We start from the raw sequence: 19,571 nt of genomic DNA, 5'->3' as shown, positions 1-19,571 counted from the left end.
CATCAAATATGTCCCGAGCCCGGACATCATCCGAAACTCCCAATAGCGCAGGCCCTGCAAACTTTGTAGAAAGCAGAATTATGGTAGATCCTATGCGGGTACGAAAGTACGCTGAAACGCTACGGCGTACAGGAACATTTATAGAGCTAGTATTAAACAATATAATGATAGGAATTTTTCAACAGGGTACAAGGAAGCTGTCAGGAAAATCGAAAACGATAAATATGCTTCAATTTTATCAGGAAGCAGAAAAACTGGGTGCACTTTCAAAAATGCCATCGGCCAAGTTAACTGATCTCTTCCTAAATTTCTTCGACGAAGAAGAATTTTGGCTACAAAAAGCTGAATGGATTTTAACGAGATTAGATGAATGGGATGCAGGAAATGAGGTCCCTGCAGACTGTGTTCTACCAGGCATATTATCTATCCAACCTGATTCCAACGACCTAAGGGAAGGTGAAGAGATTACCTGGAGAGAGGCTGATGTAACTAGTGCCTGTGCTTTTTATACAGCCAGTGAACTATTACAAAAATCGAACTTGCTCAATTGTAAGCTAGAAGAAGACTTTGAAGAATTTCTTGAAGAATTTCTAAGGCCGCGGAAAAATGAAAAGCTTAGAGCATCGCCACAACCACTATTTCTCAGTAAATCTGAGGCCCAAGTTATCACTGCAGCTCCATCGAGAACTGCCGGACGCTCACTGATTCAGTGCCACAACTGGATAGAACAATACCCCGGCCAAGAGGATAGTGCTGTCTACTTTCCTGACAAATACAGCGTAGGAAGTATAGATTTATCCATTAAGGATTTAAATCCTGAAAAACAGGAATATATGCTTTTCGCTGGTAAAGCAGCTTGGGGAATTATAAAACAGTTTGAGCAGTTTGGTAAAGATGCTGTCAAGTTACATTGGATACTCTCAGCTTATGCCTTTCAGCAATGTTCCAACCCTTGGGAAATTTCTTTTAAATTGTACGCCGTACATGGAGACGAGAGTCTAATTAAATTGATGGGTTGGAGCAATCGCACAGATCTATCCACAGCTTCAAAATTGAATCGAATAGACCACTGCTTAAGATTGCTTAGGAAGCTAGATGCCACAATCAAATGGGATCTAGGAAAGGTAAGCTGCGATATGAATTCAATGATTTGGCACATTGATATCAAACGATATGGGCAAAGAAATTTTGTCACTGGTAATGTTGACAACCCTTCTGAGCTAGAAGTTAATGTCCAAGTCGGAAAATGGGCCGAGTTTTTCTTTAATAAACATGGCCAAAAGGCTAAGACAGCATTATATGAATTTGGTTGGCTTGCCAAATCTACGTTAAAGATTGACCCCTACCACCAAGAACTAGCTTTTCTAATCGCAGTCAATTTAACCGCAGATAGTGCCATTAGACTGAATGGAGAGTACGAAGTAAGGACTCTTTTGGCAATGTGCTTGGCTCCAACTGAGATTGAATCAGCCTGTAGAGATCATCGCTTGGCTCATAAATTGAAACAACGTTGGGACAGAGCTCTAGGCCAGCTGAAGAACCTAGAGTGGACCGTTGAATACAACATTGAAACCTATCCCGAGTGGCTGAGGCCCAATAGCGAGAGTGTAAAGCCCAAAGACTGTGAGCATAAAACCATCAACCTGTTGCTAGGGGCTAAAGTCACCATCAAACCACCAGGTAGAATTCCCGCCTTGATTGCGGCTAAGACAGAAACCAAAACCAAGACCAAGACATGGAAACGCAAAGAGGCTCCACCAAATTTAGAGTGGGAAAACGTCCTGAAAGCTTGTAAGGCTATGAATTGGGACAAACAAAGCCTAATCGCTACTAAGCTGGGTGTATCTCAACCCCTAGTCTCTCAACTCCAAGGGGGGAAACGTATCAGCCCTCAAACAGCTACTAAACTTAAGAAAGTGTTGCCACAGGTCTTGACGGAGCAGGTCTTGCTGGAATTTCTTCCAGAATTATCAAACTTGAAGAAGTAGCTTGCATCAACACTGTCTCCAGACCTGAATTCCAACGTAATAGTTTAAATTTCCCTCAAAAAATTCTGTTGAACCTCTGCTACTTCCAGTTTTTAAGGTTATTACACAGCCTCTAGAATCCAGTGACAGGTCAGATTCAGTACCCCAACTGCAACTTGACGAGTTTGGAGTTGCTGTAGGGTTGAGGGGAAAGCTGCCCCAATGACCTTGATAGGCTCAAATTAGCATTCAGCGCAGAATGGGTTACCAGCGTAATAGCCTTGAACTACCCTGGGTAAACTTAACAAACCCTTGCAGTTGCTGGTTTACAAGATTATTACGCAGCCTCTAGGATCTGGTGACAGCTCGCACTTAGCTAGTTCACCACCTAGTTTGGGAATGCTGTCTGCTCCGGTCTAGCTGCAGCAAGATGGAGGCCAGGGCTCAAACGTAATAGCCTAAGATTGGTCTAGGAATTCCTATCAAACCCTTGCTGTGCCTTGGTTACAGCACTATTACGAATTTTCTAGGATCGAGTGACACCTCAAATTCAATCCAATGGTTGTCACTTGATCCTAGAACTCCTAGGAAGGTCAAGCCCAGGAGCAGCCTGCAATTAAGACTTAGGCTCTGGTGTAATACTTAGAATTACCTTCCGAAAGCCTGCTCAGCCCTTGGCATCTCTGGGATAGAACATTATTACGCAGCTTCTAGGATCGGGTGACAGCTAGGGTTAGGTAGACCAAAGCTGAAGTGGCTCACTGGTTCGAGCTTCAGGAACGCACCCTAGGCGTGCATACCTCAATTTGCAAACGGAGCTATGTGTCTCGTGTAATAGCCCGAAATTACTTAAAAAATCTAGCTAAACCCTTACCACATAAAGCTTACAAGATTATTACGGTGTCTCTAGGATCGAGTGACAAAACCTCTAGGATCGAGTGACAAAACCTCTAGGATCGAGTGACATCCCAATTTTGAAACCCTTATCCCGCTTAGGTTTCAGCTTTTATTACGCTTCTGATCAGACTGATAAGTCTGAGGAAGTGTCAAAACCAGTTGCAGCGACTCTGGCAAAATCCAACCAGCAATTTCGAGTGCTGAGCCATTGCCAGGGTGTGCAAACCTTACATGTCTATAGTTGCCAATCTCAAGAGAAAACCACCTCTATCGTCTAAAGCATTTCTAAACAAGCAATTGGCTCACCTCCTTTGGAAGGAGGGAGTGTAGAGCTAATGAACCTTCCTATCGAGCAAGGGAAGCCTCACCAAGCTTTCGATATTCGTGACCATCTAGAAGCTCTAGAGAACCTCAAGGTACGAGGGCGCTCCTGGGAAGCCACCTGTCCCGTCTGTGGCGGCAACTCCCTTAAAGGCGCTACTACCAGCGGCAAGTACAAGTGCTGGAGTGGCGGTTGCACAAGCCGGGATATCCGGGAACGTATTGCGCCTCGGCAAGGGGAGCTGTCCTGGCAGGACCGACTCGACCGCGAACGCCAACGCCGAGACCGAGAGCAACAGGCTGCTGAAGCTCGTAGCAAACTGCTGCATGAGAATGAGCGGCATGGGCAATATCAAGCTCTCCAGTCTCAGTTAGGGCTCAGCACACCTCACCGACAGGAGTTGTTGCGGCGGGGTTTGAACCTGGAGGTCATCGAGCGCTTGGGCTACCGCAGCCTGATGCCTGGACGCAAGGTTGCAGGTGTGAGTGCTGCTCTAGCCGGTATTGACCAACGGGGCGAACGACTGGTCGGCAGCCGGGGCATCCTCTTGTGGTGCTATGACCCGACCGGTCGCATTCTGGGAGGCCAAATCAAGACAGACTCGGGCTCCCCCAAGTACCTCTGGTGGAGCAGCGAGAAAGGGGGTGGCAATGGTCCTCAGCTGCCTAATGGCGAGCTACCCCTAGCCTGTCAAATTCCAAATCAGCCAGTGCTAGGCATTGTTGGGCTGTGTGAGGGCATGCTCAAGAGTGCGATTGCAGCTGAGCTCTCAGGCCAGATCTTCATCGGTGCCTCGGGAGGGCACTTTGGCTTTGAGACTCTCAGAAGCTATCTGGAGCAACTGCAGGAACGCCCGGGCTTTGAGCAGTTACGCCTTGTCTTCTACCCCGATGCTGGGGCGGTGAATAACACTGGCAGCATTCCGGGCAACACCTACAAGCTGTTTCGGTATCTGCAGGCTTGGGGCTATGAGGTCAGTGTTGCCTGGTGGGGGCAGGAGCGCAAAGAAGCCCACCTGGATATCGACGAGCTGCTGGTTGCAGGCAGAGGCGAGGAGATTGAGGAGATCAGCCCCCAAGCGTTCTTCGAGCTGCACCCGCTGGCTACCCGGCAGAGGCTAGAGCCCTTTCGACCTCATCGCACCGGCTTGCGGCAGGTAGAGTTCCCGGTGCCATTGCCTTATCCTGCCGCAGCTGCTCGTCCGCCTCTGGAGTACCAGCGGGGCCAACGCTTGGCAGCCTGGCGCGCTGTCAGCCGCAGCCATCGCTTGGTGCTTGACACCTCAGGGGTGGGCCTGGGCAAGTCCTACGAGGCTGGCTTACTCGACCCAGCCCTGTTCGGCTGTGAGCAGGCCATCTATGTCACCCTCGACCCGCGCAACGTCAGCACTCCTACCCTACGAGAGTGGCCAGTACTGCAGGGACGTCATGGAGGCTTAATGAGCGTGCCCGTGGAGGGAACGCTGCAGCTGCGTCGGGCTCAGGCGGGAGACGAGGACTTGGTGGTGCCACCCAACTGCGACCGCTGGCAGCTGGCCGAACTGCTCCCCGCTCGTAACCGACCGGCCACCGGCGATGAGATTTGCAAGAGCTGCTCGTTTCAGAAGAGCTGCCGCACGGGCAGTGGCCCTATTAACTATCTGCAGCAGCGGCGCCAGGTGACCGTCGAGCCTCGCTACATTGCCCATCCCGAAAGCCTCAGCCCCGATGACTTCCTGGGCAAAACCCTACTGATTCTTGACGAGGCGAGCAGGCATCCCTGGCTGCGCAGCTTCCTGGTCAAGCTGCCCGACCTCGAGCGCACCGCCGCTGACCTGCTGCAGACCCATCCCCAGCAGGCGGCGCTGCTAGCTCCCCTGTTTGCTGCCCTGCGTGCTGCCCTGCAGCTAGAGCTGCCCCTACATGGTCTGGCCCACGACCAGGTTCTCGCCCACCTACCGCCCCTCCCTGAGCTCTCGCTGGAGCAGATTGAGGAGCTATCCCATCAGGGCCTGGAGTTCTTGAACCTGGCCCCGGATGGCGAGACTGAGCTCTCGGACCTGCCAGGTCGCCTGCAGCAGCTGTTCCGTCCCAGTGCTCAGCAGTTGAGCACCCAGGCCGAGGAGCAAATCGCCCTGCGCTGGCTGCCCGAGTTCTGGCAGGCGGTGCAGGGGAACGGACGGCTCCAGCTCAACACCAATGGCCTGCAAATCACCGCCCGCAACCAGCGCTTCCTCAACCTGTTGCAGCACCCAGACGTCACCTGCATTTTCCTTGATGCCACCGCTCCAGCAGCAGAGTTTGAGGCCTGGCTGGGGGCACCCGTGGCTCACCTCCAACAAGCTCTGCCCACCCAGATCGCCCAGGTTTCCATCCAGCACGTCACGGGTCTGGGCCTCCTGGGCTCACGTCGGGGCAACGAGCAGCAACGCCGCACTGAGGCTGTGCTTGACGCCATTCGAGCTAGACACCCACATGCACGAGTGGGGGTCATCGACGGCAAGAACTTCAGCCGAGCTGGGGATGGGCTGTGGCACCGCGACAGCCGCGGCAGCAATGCCCACCAACACTGCAACGTCCTGGTTCTAGTCGGAGCTCCCATTGCCAATGTCAGTGCCCTGAGCGACGAGTATGCCCTGATGCAGGGGCGGCACCCAGCCAGTGGCAGCAGCCTGCGCACCTATCCCATGACTGCTACTAACCTCGACCCTGGCGGTCCCTGGTGGGTCGCTGACCTGATGGAGAGTGCTGACCCAGGACTCGCCCAGTTCATCCGGCAGCGCACCCTAGCGGAAATCGAGCAGGCGATAGGACGACTACGGGCCAACTGCAGGCCAGGAGAGCGGCTCACGGTCTACTGGTTGAGCGACTACCCCCTCAACCAGCCAGTAGAGCTGCTGAGGGCGGGGGACCTGAGCCCAGAGGCTAAGTCCAAGCCCGAGCTGAGCCGAGAGCGAGTGGTGCAGGCGATTGCCCAGCTCAAGGAGCGCGGCGAGAAGCTAACGCAGCAAGTGATTGCCCAGCTGGTTGGCCTGACGCAAGGAGCAGTGAGCAAGATTCTGAGAAGCCTGAACCTACAGAGGTTGGAGCAGTGGTCAGACACTATTCCTAGCGCTTTAGATCTTAGTAGTGACACTAGGAATAAGTCAGAACCACCCAGTCAAACCATTGCTGCTCAAGCAGTTGAGCCCCTTTCGCCCCAACTACGGCTGCACCTCGCTCAACGCCTGCTGCAGTGTCGCACTCGTCAGGAACAAGAGCTGCTGCAACAGAAGACTCCTACACCCCACCTGAAACAGGTTTTCGAGCTACTGACGCCAGAGCAGCAGACCTGGGTGCAGCAGGTAAGTGAAAAAGGCTCTGAGCCGCCTTCAGCAACCGCCTTTGATCTACAAGAAGTGGTGGGGTTGCGCCAGCGACCGGGAGAGCGGGGTAAGGTGCTCCGCTTCTACCCACAGACGGCCAGTTATCAAGTTCAGGTGGGTTGCAGCCAGGAAGTGTTGCGAGCCTGGGACTTGCTGAAAGTGCTCCCTGGCGCTGTTGTCCAGACACCCGCCTTAGCTACTGCACCATTGCTGCCTGAACGAGGCAATCCTGCCCTGGCTGCCCTATGTGCTGCCTTACAGCAGTGTGAAACCCCTGGCCAACTTCAGGAGCTGGTCTCAAGCTACAGCAGCGAGAGCTTGGAGCAAGCCATACAGCAGTTGAGTCCTGAGCGTCAGGAGCGGTTGGGGGAGTTGCTGGCTTTGGGTGTCCGGAATAAGCCAGCCGAAGCTGGACTAGGCGTGTCTACCTGGAGGTAGGAGCAGAAGATGAGCAAACGTCGGAGGCGCCGTGTCCTAACCCCTGGTGCTACAGAAATTCCGGGCCAGCTTGAAGGGGCTGAGCCCCAATCGGTTGAGCATTCATGTCAAAGCGACAGCATTTTGCATGAACAGACGGGAATGGGAGTCGTTGGGCCAGAGCCTAAACCCCTGATAAGCGATTCATGCCAAAACACAGAACTTCTGCATGAATCACTCGGTGACGCAGAACCGCTGCGGCCGCCTCAAGCAACCGCTCTGCTTTCATGCCAAAGCCCTCAGGTTTGGCATGAAAGCAAAGCTCCAGTTGGGCAAGTTGCCACTCACCTCACTGCAGCAATAGCGGAGCTGCAGCAGGCAGTGAATGAGTTGGTGGCTCAGGGAACTCGGGAGGGTTCAATCGCCGCTTACCCTAAACCCAATGGCCGAACCTACTACAACCATGTCACCTGTGAGCAGGGCAAAGTCAAACGCGTTTATCTACCCCTGAAGCAAAAGCTGAAGGCCGAGGCTGAGATTGAGCGGGGTCATCAAGCCTCGAAGCTGCAGGTGATGTGCGATCAACTGGCTCAGCTCCTGAGTCAGCTCTTATAAAAAGCTAGGTAGTGCTGCTGTCTATGGCTTTGACAGTGAGTAACTGCGTCAGAGCCATAAGCAATTAATAGATGAGAGCTACAGGGGGGAGCCAAGAACTGTGCGCCTGCAGCTTGGGAGGGCATTTGGGAAGTGTTGGGGTCCGACCGACCCTTCCCAACGTACAGTTGCCCTACAGCTCGCTTACCGATTAAGCACGGCTGAGCAGGAGCTGGTGCAAAACCAGCAGCGAATCAATCCCCTTGGGGTCTTGCTTGGTGGGACCTGGTTAAAGTTTGCCGAAGATTCTCCTATTCAGACTGTTGACACTCGAACAATAAGGGTCTACATTAAGGACATAGAGAGTTCGAGCCCAAACAGTCTGAGGTAAAGGAAATGAAAACCACACTTCGCAACGCTGCTCTAGCCACCCTCTTCACCCTCGGTCTCGCTTCTGCCGCTCAAGCGGCCATCCCCGAAAAGATTCGGGAGCGCTTTGAAACTGCTGCCATCCCAACCCAAGTGCGCGACCACATGCTGACGGCTGAGATTCCCCAACAACTGCGGGACCGTCTGCTGACCGCCTCGGCTGGTGTGATTGGCCCCTCTGACGCTCAGTACGACGTGCGCAACCTTCAAGCCGCAATTCCCGACAAAATCCGTGAGCGGTTTGAGACTGCTGCAATTCCGACCCAAGTAGAAACCCACATGCTGACCGCGTAAGCCTCAACAGGTAATCGCCAGCGCCGCGCTGTGCCACGACTTTGACGATTTCCTCAGACATCTAAGCCCCCGCCTCATGGTAGGGGCTTTCTTGTTGGAAAAGCCCAGCCCGAGGGGAAACCTGGAGGGTACATGGATATGCTGCCGCAATCCTACAAGACTGGCAAGACCTATGGCCATCAATCGCTTCGTATCTCCAATCTTGCCTTTTCTGATGGAAAACGCTTCTATGAGTATCTAGAAGCGTTTCTGTATGGCTATTACCGAGATAAGGCCGGTGACTGCATTAGCGGGGCTGAACTTGCTGAAACCCCAAAGAGACAGGGAAGCTGGCATAGCCTGCGAATGACGTTTAACACCGATCATAATCATGTCTTCTCTGCGCCTCGTTCAGGCAAACCCTTTGATGTATCGACCTTTATGAGGCTGGTCAGAGGCAGCGTTCATAGGCTCACAGGGCAACTAGTGACGCCCCACCTACTACGTGATATTTTCGCCACTTGGTTTCTTGATCAGGGCTATTCAGAGGACAGAATTAGATCGCTTGCTTACGCGATGGCCCATAGTGAAAAGATGCTACTTAAGATTTATGATCGTCGTCGGCCTCAACAGAAAAGCAGGCCAATTGAAGAGGTAATGGTTACCCTAGTCCAGCAATTTTTGATTGATTGAACCATAAGCAGGAATTACTTCAGCGCAAAGATTAGGCAAGGTCATACGGTCTTGAGTTGATTGAAACTGCAATACAAGTTGGGCTTTTGTGCCCTAGTAGGTAAGGTACCCTATCTACTGCCAGAAGTAGAGGATGGGGCCTAAGCGAAAACCCTGATGAGTTGCCCTGCTGTTTCCTCTCTAGAGAAATAGATAATTCCGGCATGAAGATATGCTATGGAAAGAGCTAATTTGTTTCTGCTAGGGAATTCCTTAAATAAGCTCATCGCTTTATCTGCTCACCCCTGAGAGCAAAAACAAATTATTTATGGCTACCTTGATTTCTTTCAGTGCCTGTGCGGGTGTGAGTGCTGTTGGTAGTGCTGCCGGAGTAGATCTTTACCGTAGTCGTTGCCATTCGGCGTTCGTACTACGCTGTGGATATGCTCGCGTGTAGGCTGACCCCGTTCCAAATACCGCAGAGCGATCGGCGTCTGATGATCGAACTCGATCAAAGTCACCGGGCTGTGGATGCGGTAATAAAAGACGCTGTTTGGTTCCGTCCCGCCGATCCAAGCGAACCGGGTCTCATCCAGATGTTGCCGCACCTCGTCCATCTTAACCGTCGCGTGCCCGTCGCGCATGTTCCTCACATACTCGCCAATCAAATCAAGCAATTGCTCCTTCTGTTCGGCTGTGAACTCTGCGGCGCGGATGCCTGCGTAGTCAAGAACGACATTATCCTGGAACGCTTCGCCCACGTTATTGTTGCGGGTTTTGGAGACCTCGATGATGGCCTTCTCACGCTGCGCGTCATTAAGCGCGTTGATCAGCGCCAGTCCCTTGTTCTGTTCGTTTTGCAGCACGGTCGTGCCTTTGTGCCTGCCGGAGTTAGCCGTCACTGGCTCGGAACCCATGAAAGTGGGTGTCATCACCACTTGATCGCCCAGCACGAAGTAGTTGACGGTCAGATGGTGCCCGTCGAGCTGCCAGCCCCACGGCTCCGTGTTTGAAGGCGTGCCCATCACCGTAATCCAGTAGCGCCCCTCGCCGTATTCGTCGAAGTTATTGTTATTCAGCTCGCCCAGCGTGTGGTTGAGCCGCATGATGTCTCGCGACTGCTTCAATCCCTTAGCGCTGAGCGAGGCTCGCAACAGGTCGAAGGCCACCTCACGCTGGGTCTCAGTCATCTCATAGAAAGCCGTGCCCTGACGGATGTAAAAGTGCTGGTTCATCCACTTACGCCATTCCGGGTCGTCAACCGAAAACATCGTCTTACTGCGCTGCTCCGGGGTCAAGGTGGCGAGAAAAGCATCAGCAGACCTGCGCACAGGCGCAGTGGAGACTCCGGTCGAGCGGATGGGGAAGAGACCTGGGACAACGTCGCCGTTTGTGGTGATACCCTTAAACGGCTCGGCTAAACCACGGGCTTCGGCTTCTTGCGACATGCGCCGGAAGCGCTCAGCGAGAGCACCTGATAACTGCTGTGCATGCGATTTGACATCCTGGGTCAAGACACTAGCAAGACTGAGGACGACGCTAGTGCCTGCCATGATGCCCAAGAATTTACGACGATTCATGTTCATAATCACCTCCTAGAGTTAGCTTTAACGGTTGTGTTGCAAAAGCTTGTTGAGAACAGAAGACTCCTTAAAAAAGGAGTTGATTAGGCACCCACTCCAAAAATTTCATCTATCAAATTCTTCGTGCATAGCACTACTCTAGGTGGGTAATATCAGCACTTCGTGAATTGTTGTAGCTGCATCTCCGCCTGTTTTCGTTCCGCCACCAAACACAAAGATTCGGTTGCCGATTGTTGATGCTCCCAATCCATGTCGTGGGGTTGGCAAGGGAGGCAATGCTTTCCAAGCGTCAGTCTCCGGATCGTATACCCAACTCTCAGCGAAGACTTTTTGCTCTGGAACCCACTGTTCGCCACCAAAAACGTAAAGCTTGCCGTTGAGTGCGGTTGCAGCCAGACCCCCTTGGGCTTGAGGCATCGGCGATCGCGTCTCCCAGCGATCAAGCTGTGGATCGTAGACCTCAAGATTTGGCACATTCACTTGCTGCGTCGTGCCATCAGCATTCCTGACAAAATTGCGACCGCCCACCACATAGATCTTGCCAGCAATCACAGCCGACGCTGCACTGTTGCGCGCTGTCGGTGCATCGGCCAGAGTTGCCCAGCGATCGATTGTCGGATCAAAGACTTCATTTCGCACGCTGTCAATGTGGTCATTGAACAGCCGAGCGTCGTCAGTGGCTCGAACGCGCCCACCAATCAGGTATATCTTGTCATTAACCACTGCGGATATGGCCTCTGCGCGAGCCGCTGGCAGGTCAATGCCTCCAGTCCAAGTATTAGAGGCGGGATCGTAGATGAACATTGTTGGCTGCGCGCGCCAGTCTGGGAACCCGCCTGTGAAACCGCCAACACCGTAGAGCAAACCCCTTACTGCCGACAGCGTGATGTGATGACGTGCTTCAGGGAGCGACCTCAATTGTGCCCAGGCATTATTGACCGGATCATAAGACTCGAAATGATCTGTGAACCCAGGGTTTTGGCTGAGGAAACCGCCAGCCACGTAAATTTTTCCGTCCAAAACTTCTGGATAAAGCTCTTGTCGAGCGATCGTTGGCGGTGCAGCTTCAGTCCAATAGGGCAACTGGCTTTGTGCTTGACTGAGCGCGGGCGAACCTAACGCTATGAGCGAAAAGACCAACAGCGATAGGAAAATCAAATATCTAAATCTACGCAACATAATACATATTCCATCTCAACCGAGCGGACGTGGATTTGGCAGGCGAACCAACCCGCTAAAATTCTTGCCAGGATACCAGGGCGTTTGGAGAAGGTTGTCAAAACCGGGAAGGCTTTCCATGTGTTCCACCATCCGGGTACGCATTGAATTATCGGGTAGCGATCCTCTTAGTGCCCCCATATTCTCAGCAACGTGATCGGGGTTTGTGGTCGCGGGAATCGCGCAGGTTAGAGCCGGGTGAGAAATCACATACTTGAGAAAAAACTGTGCCCAGTTTTCGCAGCCAATTTCGCTGGCAAAATCGGGTAGTGATTGCCCCTTTACCAATTCAAAAAGGCGGGCTTTCTCAAAGGGCATATTGGCTAAGACGGCTGTTCCTCGCGCCGCCGCCGCAGGAAGAATTCTGTCTTCAACTCCACGCTGACGAATCGAGTAGCGAAGTTGAACAAAGTCCAGATCGCCGTTCTCGATCCACCTCTCAAGCGCAGCAAAATATAACGGATCGTGGTGGGTAACACCCACGTAGCGAATTTTACCTTCTGCTTTCCATGCCTTTAACAAGGGCAAAATCGCATCTACATTCACCAAGCTATGAACCTGCATTACATCAATGCGATCGCGTGACAATCGTGTCATTGATTGTTCTAACTGACGCTGCGCCTGGTTGGGATCGCCCAGATACTCACCAGTTGCCCAGGTTTTGTTAGTAATAAACAAATCATTGGTCAATCCGAGTGTTCTGGCAAATTCGCCCACGTTTACTTCCGACATCCCGTAGAGCAGTGAGGTATCGACCACTCGCCCGCCTGCATCCCAAAAGCGGCGCATTACTTGCTGAAGATGATCGCGGGGCTGACCAGATAAAGCATCAAAGGTCATAAACGTTCCCAGACCGATTGCAGGCAGTTTCTCCTGTGTGCGCGGGATTTCCTTCGTGATGATCTGCGATGGTTGATTTGGAGCAGTTTGAGACGGTCGAGTTTGAATTTGGGTTTGATTCTGTGCCTGTGCCGTCTTAAAAAAAGTGGGTGTTAAGGCAGCGGCAGCGGCACCAAATCCTAACAATCCAAGTACCGACCGACGGGAAACATTTCGCCTAATTGATGGATGGACTGCCTTCATTGTGCGTTTCCTTTGTGATGCGTTGAAGATGAAATATGCTCAATTTGAATTAAGCGTAACCGCCGTTAGCGCGAAGAACTTGAGCATTAACCCAGCCCCAGTTCGCTCCTGCCAGGAATGAAACGACACGCGCAATGTCAATGGGTTCTCCTAGCCGCTCCATTGGAGCAAGCTTGCTGAGATGCTCAATTTGTTCTTGAGTCTTGCCCTGGAGAAAGAGTTCTGTCGCGACATGTTAGCGAGTGCGAAGATCCCACAACCCATTAATAGAATTGGGCGTCGTCCGTATCGCTCGGAAAATGGTCCAAAGACAAGTTAGGCGATGGCAAAGCCAGCCATGAATAAAGTGAGGGTCAAACCTGTTGCAGCAGGTGGTGCATTTAAGGATGTGCCAAGTACAGCGAGGGCGGGCAATCCCACATCAATTGCTAAAGGCGGTAACGCAGCGAGTGTACCCAGTAGCAGAGTGAGTCCCAGAGAGTTGGGTTGAATTTGCATGATTCTTTTCCCGATTCCGATATCTGCCTGCTGGCGGCAAAAGTCAGTCAGGTTCTAACTGGGAATTGAAGCCAACGGCCATGCACCAATCTGATTGAGCATTCCAAACCAATCTTCCAAGTGCCAGGTGTGCGTAATGCGATCGCGATCGAAGTGATGAAACTCATGCAACGCGATCGAGACCGGCTTTCCCGTCGGCTGCAAGCCAAAGATTTCCCCTTGATGAGTCGCAACCATCCGCGCCCGCACACCAGCATGATCGGGTTGTGCAATCACCTGGTCAATGATGATCTGCAAGTCGGGGAACGCAGTAAAAAACATCGGCATCAGCGGCTTCATACCCTCAGGACCAGGAGCTTGACCGGGTGCAAGAGGAATATCTTGCCAATCTGGGGTCACGGCTTCGTCAAGAAGATTGGGGTTTTTATCGCTGAATGCCCGGTAAAACGTTTCGAGTGATTGTTTTTGCGCCACTGTCAATGCTGAAGTTTGAATCGTCGCCAATGAATGCATAGAATCCTCGGTTAATAACAAACACGAATGAAACTATGACGATCATTACACGCAGTGCATAATGTGTCCAATGCATATCTGGGATAGCTACTATATCAACGGTGATATACCATGAAACTATGGCTCAACAGTTCCCCAATCTCTCGCGCATCGACCTTAATCAGCTTCTGGCTTTACAAGCCATTCTGGAGGAGCGGCATATCACTCGAGCGGCCGCTCGAGCCTCGCTCAGTCAGCCAGCAATGAGCCGAGTGCTGAGTCGGCTGCGGGCAGCACTCGGTGATGAACTGCTCGTCCGTAGCGGTGTGGGGTACGAGCGGACACCGCGCGGCGATCGCTTACTGCAAGAGTTGGAAATCCTCCTGCCTCGCTTAAACACAGTGATTGGGGGCAATGACTTTGATCCTTCCACCTCACAACAACGGTTCCGGGTCACAGGCACTGATTACGCCGCTGGCGTTATCGTCAGCGGCACCGTGCGGCTCTGTCGCAAACTCGCTCCGGGCGTCCGCGTTGAGGTTATTGGCTGGACAGAAGACAGTTACCATTATGTGGAGATGGGTCGCTGCGACGTCGCGCTTGGAGTTGGCAGTGTACCAACTCCGCCCAAGGGATTGAAGGTGGAAGTGCTGTACCAGGAGCACTTCGTGTGCCTCATGAGTGCGGACTGTAAATTCAAGGGTAAGCGGTTTTCTTTGGACGAATACCTGTGCCGCTCGCATGCGGTAGTTGCAACAGCAGAAGGGCGGCAAACAATGATCGATCGTCCGCTTGCTGATCTTGGGCAGGCGAGAAATGTCGCACTCCAGTCACCCTACTTCATGGCAACTGCGCTAAATATTGTGGGTACCGACCTGATATTCACCGTCCCAATGCGTGTAGCGCTCGCACTCTCGAAGTTGGCGAACTTTCGGCAGATATTACCACCTCAAGAGATTGCTGACTTCCCCTACACAATGATTTGGCATCCTCGGCTCGGTGGTGATTCTGGGCATGTGTGGTTCCGTGACCAGATCCGGGCAGCTGTGAAATGATGCTGAGAGTTAAAGGGTGTAAAAACAGGGTGTAAAAACTGGTGCGCCCACGAGATACGCAGCCTGATAACGCACCTCAGACCTGGACAGTCAGCAGCGAGCCCACCAAGTCCACCAAACTCGATCGCTTAGTTGGGCAGTGAACGGGCTGTAGCAAAGAGGGCTAACAACCTAGTACAGCAAACTAGCCACAGCCACTTGAGGGGGCCGCAAAAAAGTCGATAGTCGCTAATCAATAACGCTAGGCCCTTGCAGGAGTGGATTGATGTTGTTTGGAGTATGAACTATAGGAGGAGACAGAATCCATGTATCTCACAAATATGTATACTGGAGCGCGCGTATATACCTTCGAAGTTCAATCTTCTTCAACTCAAGTTAAGCACTTGAAAATAACCGAAAGAAGTAAGTCGACTCAAAGCGAAAAAGTTGAGGCTACTCTAACTATAACTGACGAGTACCTACCAGCATTCGCTGAGATGGTGCACGCCGCAGCTAGATTCCTAGCAGAGTCAAAAGAGAATCGTCCGTATTTACCAAGAACTCCGGGAATGATGCTGTGACAAGTCGTAAAGCATATACAGCTAAAAAGAAGCGGAAGGAATACGCAAAAGCATACGCAAAGTTAACCAAAGAAGAAGACAATAAGCTTGAAAGTTACAAGGCTTTATTCAGAAGGTAGAATGGTGAAAGAAATATTCGAGATTCTGAAGCGCAATCGAGGTGCTATCAGCTCACGGCTGGTCAAGCTAGGATTGACACATTGAACGAGTATGCTAAAGATAACGACGGGTCTAACAATCGAGCCCAGTTGTGATTTGAAGTTTGTAGTGGGGTGCGATTTCATGTGATGCTGTTGAGTTGGTTTTAGATTGCAATCATTCCATGCCTCATATAGAGTTAAGACTAAAGGAGGAAACAGCATGAAAACCGATTCATTGAGAATCAACCAACTCTCTAAGCCAGCCTACGAGCGTTATCTCCGGTATTTGCAGGCACTCGACAGCTTAGATATAGAAGCCTACACTAAATTTTTAGCAGATGATTGCGAAGTTCGGTCCAACAATAATTTTCCTATGCAGGGCAAGGAAGCTATTATGCAAGAGCTTGGGGCTTATTGGCAAAGCTTTAAGAAGTTAGAGCATGACCTCCTCAATATCTACGGAACTGACCAAAACTACGTTTTAGAAGCTGTCAATCATTACACTCTCTTGGATGGGAAGAAAGTTTCTATTCCGGCCGTAGCTTTCACAGACCTTAATGAAGATGGCTTGGTAAAATCAGTGCGATTCTATACGGATACAACACCTGTGTTTGCATAGTCCCTGCATAACAACCGCATGCACCAGCTCAACGTGCCATCCTTGTGCCCAGTTTAAGGTACTGCTGACCGGTGATGCGAGTCGTTGGACCGCAAGCTCCCAGTTGAAACAGCCCGTGATGGGTATTTGCTAGGTTTTGTGGCAAGCTTTTGCAAGGCAATCCTTCATGAGCAAGTCAATAGGCAAAAAAACAAAAAACCTTTTGGTCATTGACCCTAGAAACCTTACGAGAGGAATGGAGAATTTGGCTTGCAATAGTCGTTATTCTGTCAATAGCGTTTCTATTTTCTACTCAACTCGCTGCTTGGCTATATAAAACACCACCCATATCGGCATTCCTAAAAGGGTAGCCCTAAAGATGTAAGGATAGAGGAATAAAGCTACCTCAGATGCTCCATGTCTGATTTCCAACCCACCTGCCCTGCCTGTCACTCAACTCATGTCGTCAAAAATGGCAAAATCCACAACGGGAAACAGAACTTTAAGTGCCGGGATTGTGGCAGGCAATTTGTGCAAGACCCCCAAAACAAAATCATTGATTAGGCAACCAAAACCCTAATTGATAAACTACTACTGGAGAAGATTACGCTAGCTGGAATTGCCAGAGTCGCAGGTGTTTCAGAACCTTGGCGGCAAAGCTATGTCAATGAAAAATATCAAACTGTGCCGTGTCAGACCAACGTACGGGCTAAAAAAAGGGACGCTTAACTATCCAGTGTGATGAGCTGTGGTCGTTTATCGGCAACAAAGGCAACAAGCAGTGGATTGGGTTGCCGCTGGATGTCGAAACACGAGAAATTGTGGGGGTACATGTTGGAGACCGGAGCCGAGATGGCGCCCAAGGATGATGAGATGCTTTGCCAGGGGTGTATCGTCAGTGTGCCCTTACTTAGACCGATTTCTGGTCACCTTACGACGAGGTCTTCCCCAGCAAGCGACATCAAAGGGTTGGCAAGGAGAGTGGCAAAACCAGTTATATTGAGCGATTTAACTGCACCTTAGGCCAGCGAGCATCGCGCCTTGTGAGGAAGACGTTGTCGTTTTCCAAGAAGTTGGAGAACCATATTGGCGCAATTTGGTACTTTGTTCACCACTACAATGCATCCTTACATCTTTAGCACTACCGAATTTCGGCGTACTTACAAATTGCTTGAGTGAACCGCTCGAAGAGCAATTGCTTCGAGGTTTCGTCATAACCCCCTTTGAACGGATTGACCTCGAGGGAGATGACCTTCGTCCCGCCAGGTTTTCCACCATGGTAGATACGGTCGGACGGTAGTTCGTTGAAATACACCTAAATGGTGCTCTTCACGAATGGTGTAGTCGGCAGCTTCTCGCACTCGAGAGCTACATCTGTGAGTTCTTCAGCTAGAGCGTCGCGGGCTGCGGGCGACAGTATGCCAGCGGCACAGAGATGGCTCCAGTGCTTGTTGAAAGGTGTGCTGACGAGGGAACAGTCTGCGTCGCGGGGCGACATGCGCGTCCTAGTCCTAGTTGGATTCGGCACTCAAGGTTCTGACATCGAATTCGTTGTCGCCCTGATAGCGGGGTGCATACTTTGTGTAAGCGGTCTTGATTTCCTCATAGCGCGCTTGAATTCGCACCATGTTATACGCATGAGAGACGATCAAAAATTCCCCTGCCAGGATTTGCGTCATCGCCAAGACTGCAAATTTATCTGTGTCCATGCCATGATTGGTGACCTCGCCGAGTTCGGATTTCACCAACCCTGGGCAAATCAGGCTGACCTCGATGTGATCAGGCAGTTCCTCCCGCAGTGCTTCGGTCATTGCCAGAACGGCATGTTTGGCGGCCACGTATCCGCCCCCCTGCGGAACGGCACTGAAGAAGCAATTCTCCGAGCCGACGTTGTAGATCGCAGCTGGCGTTCCCTGCGCGATGAACCGCTGCCCAAATACTGAGACGCCATTCCAGACACCGAAGAAATCGACGTCGAACACGCGCTGCACGTCCTCTTGCTTCGTTTCGATCACAGTCGCCAAGGTAGGGAGGACCCCAGCATTATTGACAATCACATCTACCCGTCCAAACTGCTCCCAAGCAAAGTCAGCTAGGGCTTCGACCTGGTCACGCTGGGTGACGTCACACTCAAACACCCGGACTTCAGTACTGCTTGCGGCCAAAATCGCTGCTGCCTCATCCAGACGCTCGCGCCGCCGCGCCGCAATGACGATCCGCGCGCCTCGCTCTGCAAACTGCTTAGCAAGCGCAAATCCAATGCCGGTAGCACCCCCGGTTATAACGATCACTTTTTCATTGAAATCTTGCATCTCGTCGTTTCCTCCTGATAGCCTAGATGGCTAATTTCCCTGACATCATCTCGACGATGCCTATGCCGAAGAACTCCCGATCGAACTGCACTGGCTCCATTGAGCTGCCCTTGTGCTGCATGGCATAGCCGAACACGCGCATTGTGAGCTCTTTTCTGAGAGAGTGACCATGCTCACCAATGGCGAGGCAACGCTCGACGCCTTCGCCTCACCATTGGTGACTGACTGATCAGATGACTTGACCGCCGGAGACCTCGATCCGCTGCGCAGTGACCCAGCGATTCTCCTCGGACAGCAGGCTCGCAATCATCGGCCCGATGTCGTCTGGCACGCCGACGCGGCCGAGGGCGGTCATGTCTGCGAATTGCTTGTTGACATCCGCGTTGTCGCGGACGGCACCGCCGCCAAAATCGGTCTCGATCGCGCCCGGCGCTACTGTGTTAACCGCAATCCCACGACCGCCTAGCTCTTTGGCCATATAGACAGTGAGCATATCGGCTGCGGCCTTTGCTGCCGCGTAAGCGGAAAAGCCGGGGTAGGATACCCGGGTCAGTCCGGTGCCTAAGTTCACGATGCGGCCACCGTCCGCCAAGAGTGGCAAAAGCGCCTGGGTGAGGAAGAACACACCCTTGAAATGGACGTTGACCAACCCGTCAAACTGCGCCTCGGTCGTCTGCTCGATCAGGGCGTACTCGCCGTGACCGGCATTGTTCACGAGGTGGTCGAAGGTTTCGCGCTGCCAGGTTTTGCGCAACGCTGTCCGCAGGCGCTCGACGAACGGTGCGAATTCAGTGATGTTGCCGCTGTCGAGTTGGAAGGCGATCGCCTTGCGACCCATTCCGTTAATTTCGTCGATAACAGCCTGAGCTTCTTCGGCACTGTTTCTGTACGTGATGATAACGTCACCGCCGTGGCGGGCAATACTCAGAGCAGTGTTTCGGCCCAGCCCACGACTAGCACCGGTGATCAGGGTGATTTTAGTCATGCTATGACTCCTTCCAAAATTATGTTTTCTTTAAATTGCATATTTCGCTCCATCTTGACTAAGAACGCAGATGCAATTTGCTAGAAGCTTCACTTCATTACCTGCAATTGTGGCATTTTCAGGCTATAAGACA

The 19,571-nt window shown here is 52.0% G+C and carries 16 protein-coding genes and 1 pseudogene; 8 read left to right on the top strand and 9 right to left on the bottom strand.

Features of this window, described 5'->3' with window-relative positions; translation table 11 throughout:
- Positions 1-8: 8 nt before the first annotated feature.
- The 5 genes from H6F94_RS08830 to H6F94_RS08810 all read left to right on the top strand — a co-directional run bounded on the left by H6F94_RS08830 (position 9) and on the right by H6F94_RS08810 (position 8,935).
- Positions 9-1,988 (top strand): hypothetical protein, encoded by a 1,980-nt coding sequence (locus tag H6F94_RS08830; protein ID WP_190801871.1) that lies wholly within the window; start codon positions 9-11, stop codon positions 1,986-1,988.
- 1,211 nt (positions 1,989-3,199) lie between these two features.
- Positions 3,200-6,967 (top strand): sigma-70 family RNA polymerase sigma factor, encoded by a 3,768-nt coding sequence (locus H6F94_RS08825; protein WP_190801870.1) that lies wholly within the window; start codon positions 3,200-3,202, stop codon positions 6,965-6,967.
- 9 nt (positions 6,968-6,976) lie between these two features.
- Positions 6,977-7,561, top strand: coding sequence for a hypothetical protein (locus H6F94_RS08820; RefSeq protein ID WP_190801869.1), 585 nt, complete (start codon positions 6,977-6,979; stop codon positions 7,559-7,561).
- Between the two features lie 375 nt (positions 7,562-7,936).
- Entirely contained in the window at positions 7,937-8,263 is a 327-nt protein-coding gene (locus tag H6F94_RS08815) for a hypothetical protein (protein WP_190801868.1), read from the top strand.
- 132 nt (positions 8,264-8,395) lie between these two features.
- Complete coding sequence (locus H6F94_RS08810) at positions 8,396-8,935, top strand: hypothetical protein (RefSeq protein ID WP_190801867.1); 540 nt, start codon at positions 8,396-8,398, stop codon at positions 8,933-8,935.
- A 326-nt stretch (positions 8,936-9,261) separates the two neighbouring features.
- Here H6F94_RS08810 and H6F94_RS08805 read toward each other — a convergent pair whose 3' ends face one another.
- From H6F94_RS08805 to H6F94_RS08780, 6 genes are all read right to left on the bottom strand, one after another.
- A complete protein-coding gene (locus H6F94_RS08805; RefSeq protein ID WP_199320305.1) occupies positions 9,262-10,500 on the bottom strand; it encodes a DUF3500 domain-containing protein in 1,239 nt (412 codons plus the stop codon).
- A 135-nt stretch (positions 10,501-10,635) separates the two neighbouring features.
- On the bottom strand, positions 10,636-11,676 hold the full coding sequence (locus H6F94_RS08800) for a Kelch repeat-containing protein (RefSeq protein WP_190801866.1): 1,041 nt from the start codon (positions 11,674-11,676) through the stop codon (positions 10,636-10,638).
- A 15-nt stretch (positions 11,677-11,691) separates the two neighbouring features.
- On the bottom strand, positions 11,692-12,798 hold the full coding sequence (locus H6F94_RS08795; RefSeq protein ID WP_190801865.1) for an aldo/keto reductase: 1,107 nt from the start codon (positions 12,796-12,798) through the stop codon (positions 11,692-11,694).
- Between the two features lie 49 nt (positions 12,799-12,847).
- Entirely contained in the window at positions 12,848-12,988 is a 141-nt protein-coding gene (locus H6F94_RS33545; protein ID WP_190801932.1) for an SDR family oxidoreductase, read from the bottom strand.
- Between the two features lie 125 nt (positions 12,989-13,113).
- Positions 13,114-13,296, bottom strand: coding sequence for a hypothetical protein (locus tag H6F94_RS08785; RefSeq protein ID WP_190801864.1), 183 nt, complete (start codon positions 13,294-13,296; stop codon positions 13,114-13,116).
- A 54-nt stretch (positions 13,297-13,350) separates the two neighbouring features.
- On the bottom strand, positions 13,351-13,809 hold the full coding sequence (locus H6F94_RS08780; protein WP_190801863.1) for an ester cyclase: 459 nt from the start codon (positions 13,807-13,809) through the stop codon (positions 13,351-13,353).
- 119 nt (positions 13,810-13,928) lie between these two features.
- Here H6F94_RS08780 and H6F94_RS08775 point away from each other — a divergent pair, with 119 nt between their 5' ends.
- From H6F94_RS08775 to H6F94_RS08765, 3 genes and pseudogenes are all read left to right on the top strand, one after another.
- Positions 13,929-14,843, top strand: a complete 915-nt coding sequence (locus tag H6F94_RS08775) for a LysR family transcriptional regulator (protein WP_190801862.1) — start codon at positions 13,929-13,931, stop codon at positions 14,841-14,843.
- 920 nt (positions 14,844-15,763) lie between these two features.
- Positions 15,764-16,162, top strand: a complete 399-nt coding sequence (locus H6F94_RS08770; RefSeq protein ID WP_190801861.1) for a nuclear transport factor 2 family protein — start codon at positions 15,764-15,766, stop codon at positions 16,160-16,162.
- Positions 16,163-16,558: 396 nt separating this feature from the next.
- Positions 16,559-17,280 (top strand): annotated as a pseudogene (locus tag H6F94_RS08765) (IS1 family transposase).
- Positions 17,281-17,456: 176 nt separating this feature from the next.
- Here H6F94_RS08765 and H6F94_RS08760 read toward each other — a convergent pair.
- The 3 genes from H6F94_RS08760 to H6F94_RS08750 form a co-directional block, all read right to left on the bottom strand.
- Positions 17,457-17,639 carry a hypothetical protein gene (locus tag H6F94_RS08760; RefSeq protein WP_190801860.1) on the bottom strand — a complete coding sequence of 61 codons (183 nt, stop codon included), beginning with the start codon at positions 17,637-17,639 and terminating at the stop codon, positions 17,457-17,459.
- A gap of 13 nt (positions 17,640-17,652) precedes the next feature.
- A complete protein-coding gene (locus H6F94_RS08755) occupies positions 17,653-18,432 on the bottom strand; it encodes an SDR family NAD(P)-dependent oxidoreductase (RefSeq protein ID WP_313949251.1) in 780 nt (259 codons plus the stop codon).
- 250 nt (positions 18,433-18,682) lie between these two features.
- Positions 18,683-19,438 carry an SDR family NAD(P)-dependent oxidoreductase gene (locus tag H6F94_RS08750; protein WP_190801858.1) on the bottom strand — a complete coding sequence of 252 codons (756 nt, stop codon included), beginning with the start codon at positions 19,436-19,438 and terminating at the stop codon, positions 18,683-18,685.
- Positions 19,439-19,571 lie beyond the last annotated feature (133 nt).

It is taken from the genome of Leptolyngbya sp. FACHB-261, from assembly GCF_014696065.1.
GTDB lineage: Bacteria > Cyanobacteriota > Cyanobacteriia > FACHB-261 > FACHB-261 > FACHB-261.
This window is presented reverse-complemented; position numbering and strand designations above follow the sequence as displayed.

Coding starts and splice junctions, on each gene's coding strand:
- H6F94_RS08830 (WP_190801871.1), top strand. CDS start 9: ATGTCCCGAGCCCGGACATCATCCGAAACTCCCAATAGCGCAGGCCCT.
- H6F94_RS08825 (WP_190801870.1), top strand. CDS start 3,200: ATGAACCTTCCTATCGAGCAAGGGAAGCCTCACCAAGCTTTCGATATT.
- H6F94_RS08820 (WP_190801869.1), top strand. CDS start 6,977: ATGAGCAAACGTCGGAGGCGCCGTGTCCTAACCCCTGGTGCTACAGAA.
- H6F94_RS08815 (WP_190801868.1), top strand. CDS start 7,937: ATGAAAACCACACTTCGCAACGCTGCTCTAGCCACCCTCTTCACCCTC.
- H6F94_RS08810 (WP_190801867.1), top strand. CDS start 8,396: ATGGATATGCTGCCGCAATCCTACAAGACTGGCAAGACCTATGGCCAT.
- H6F94_RS08805 (WP_199320305.1), bottom strand. CDS start 10,500: ATGAACATGAATCGTCGTAAATTCTTGGGCATCATGGCAGGCACTAGC.
- H6F94_RS08800 (WP_190801866.1), bottom strand. CDS start 11,676: ATGTTGCGTAGATTTAGATATTTGATTTTCCTATCGCTGTTGGTCTTT.
- H6F94_RS08795 (WP_190801865.1), bottom strand. CDS start 12,798: ATGAAGGCAGTCCATCCATCAATTAGGCGAAATGTTTCCCGTCGGTCG.
- H6F94_RS08785 (WP_190801864.1), bottom strand. CDS start 13,296: ATGCAAATTCAACCCAACTCTCTGGGACTCACTCTGCTACTGGGTACA.
- H6F94_RS08780 (WP_190801863.1), bottom strand. CDS start 13,809: ATGCATTCATTGGCGACGATTCAAACTTCAGCATTGACAGTGGCGCAA.
- H6F94_RS08775 (WP_190801862.1), top strand. CDS start 13,929: ATGGCTCAACAGTTCCCCAATCTCTCGCGCATCGACCTTAATCAGCTT.
- H6F94_RS08770 (WP_190801861.1), top strand. CDS start 15,764: ATGAAAACCGATTCATTGAGAATCAACCAACTCTCTAAGCCAGCCTAC.
- H6F94_RS08760 (WP_190801860.1), bottom strand. CDS start 17,639: ATGTCGCCCCGCGACGCAGACTGTTCCCTCGTCAGCACACCTTTCAAC.
- H6F94_RS08750 (WP_190801858.1), bottom strand. CDS start 19,438: ATGACTAAAATCACCCTGATCACCGGTGCTAGTCGTGGGCTGGGCCGA.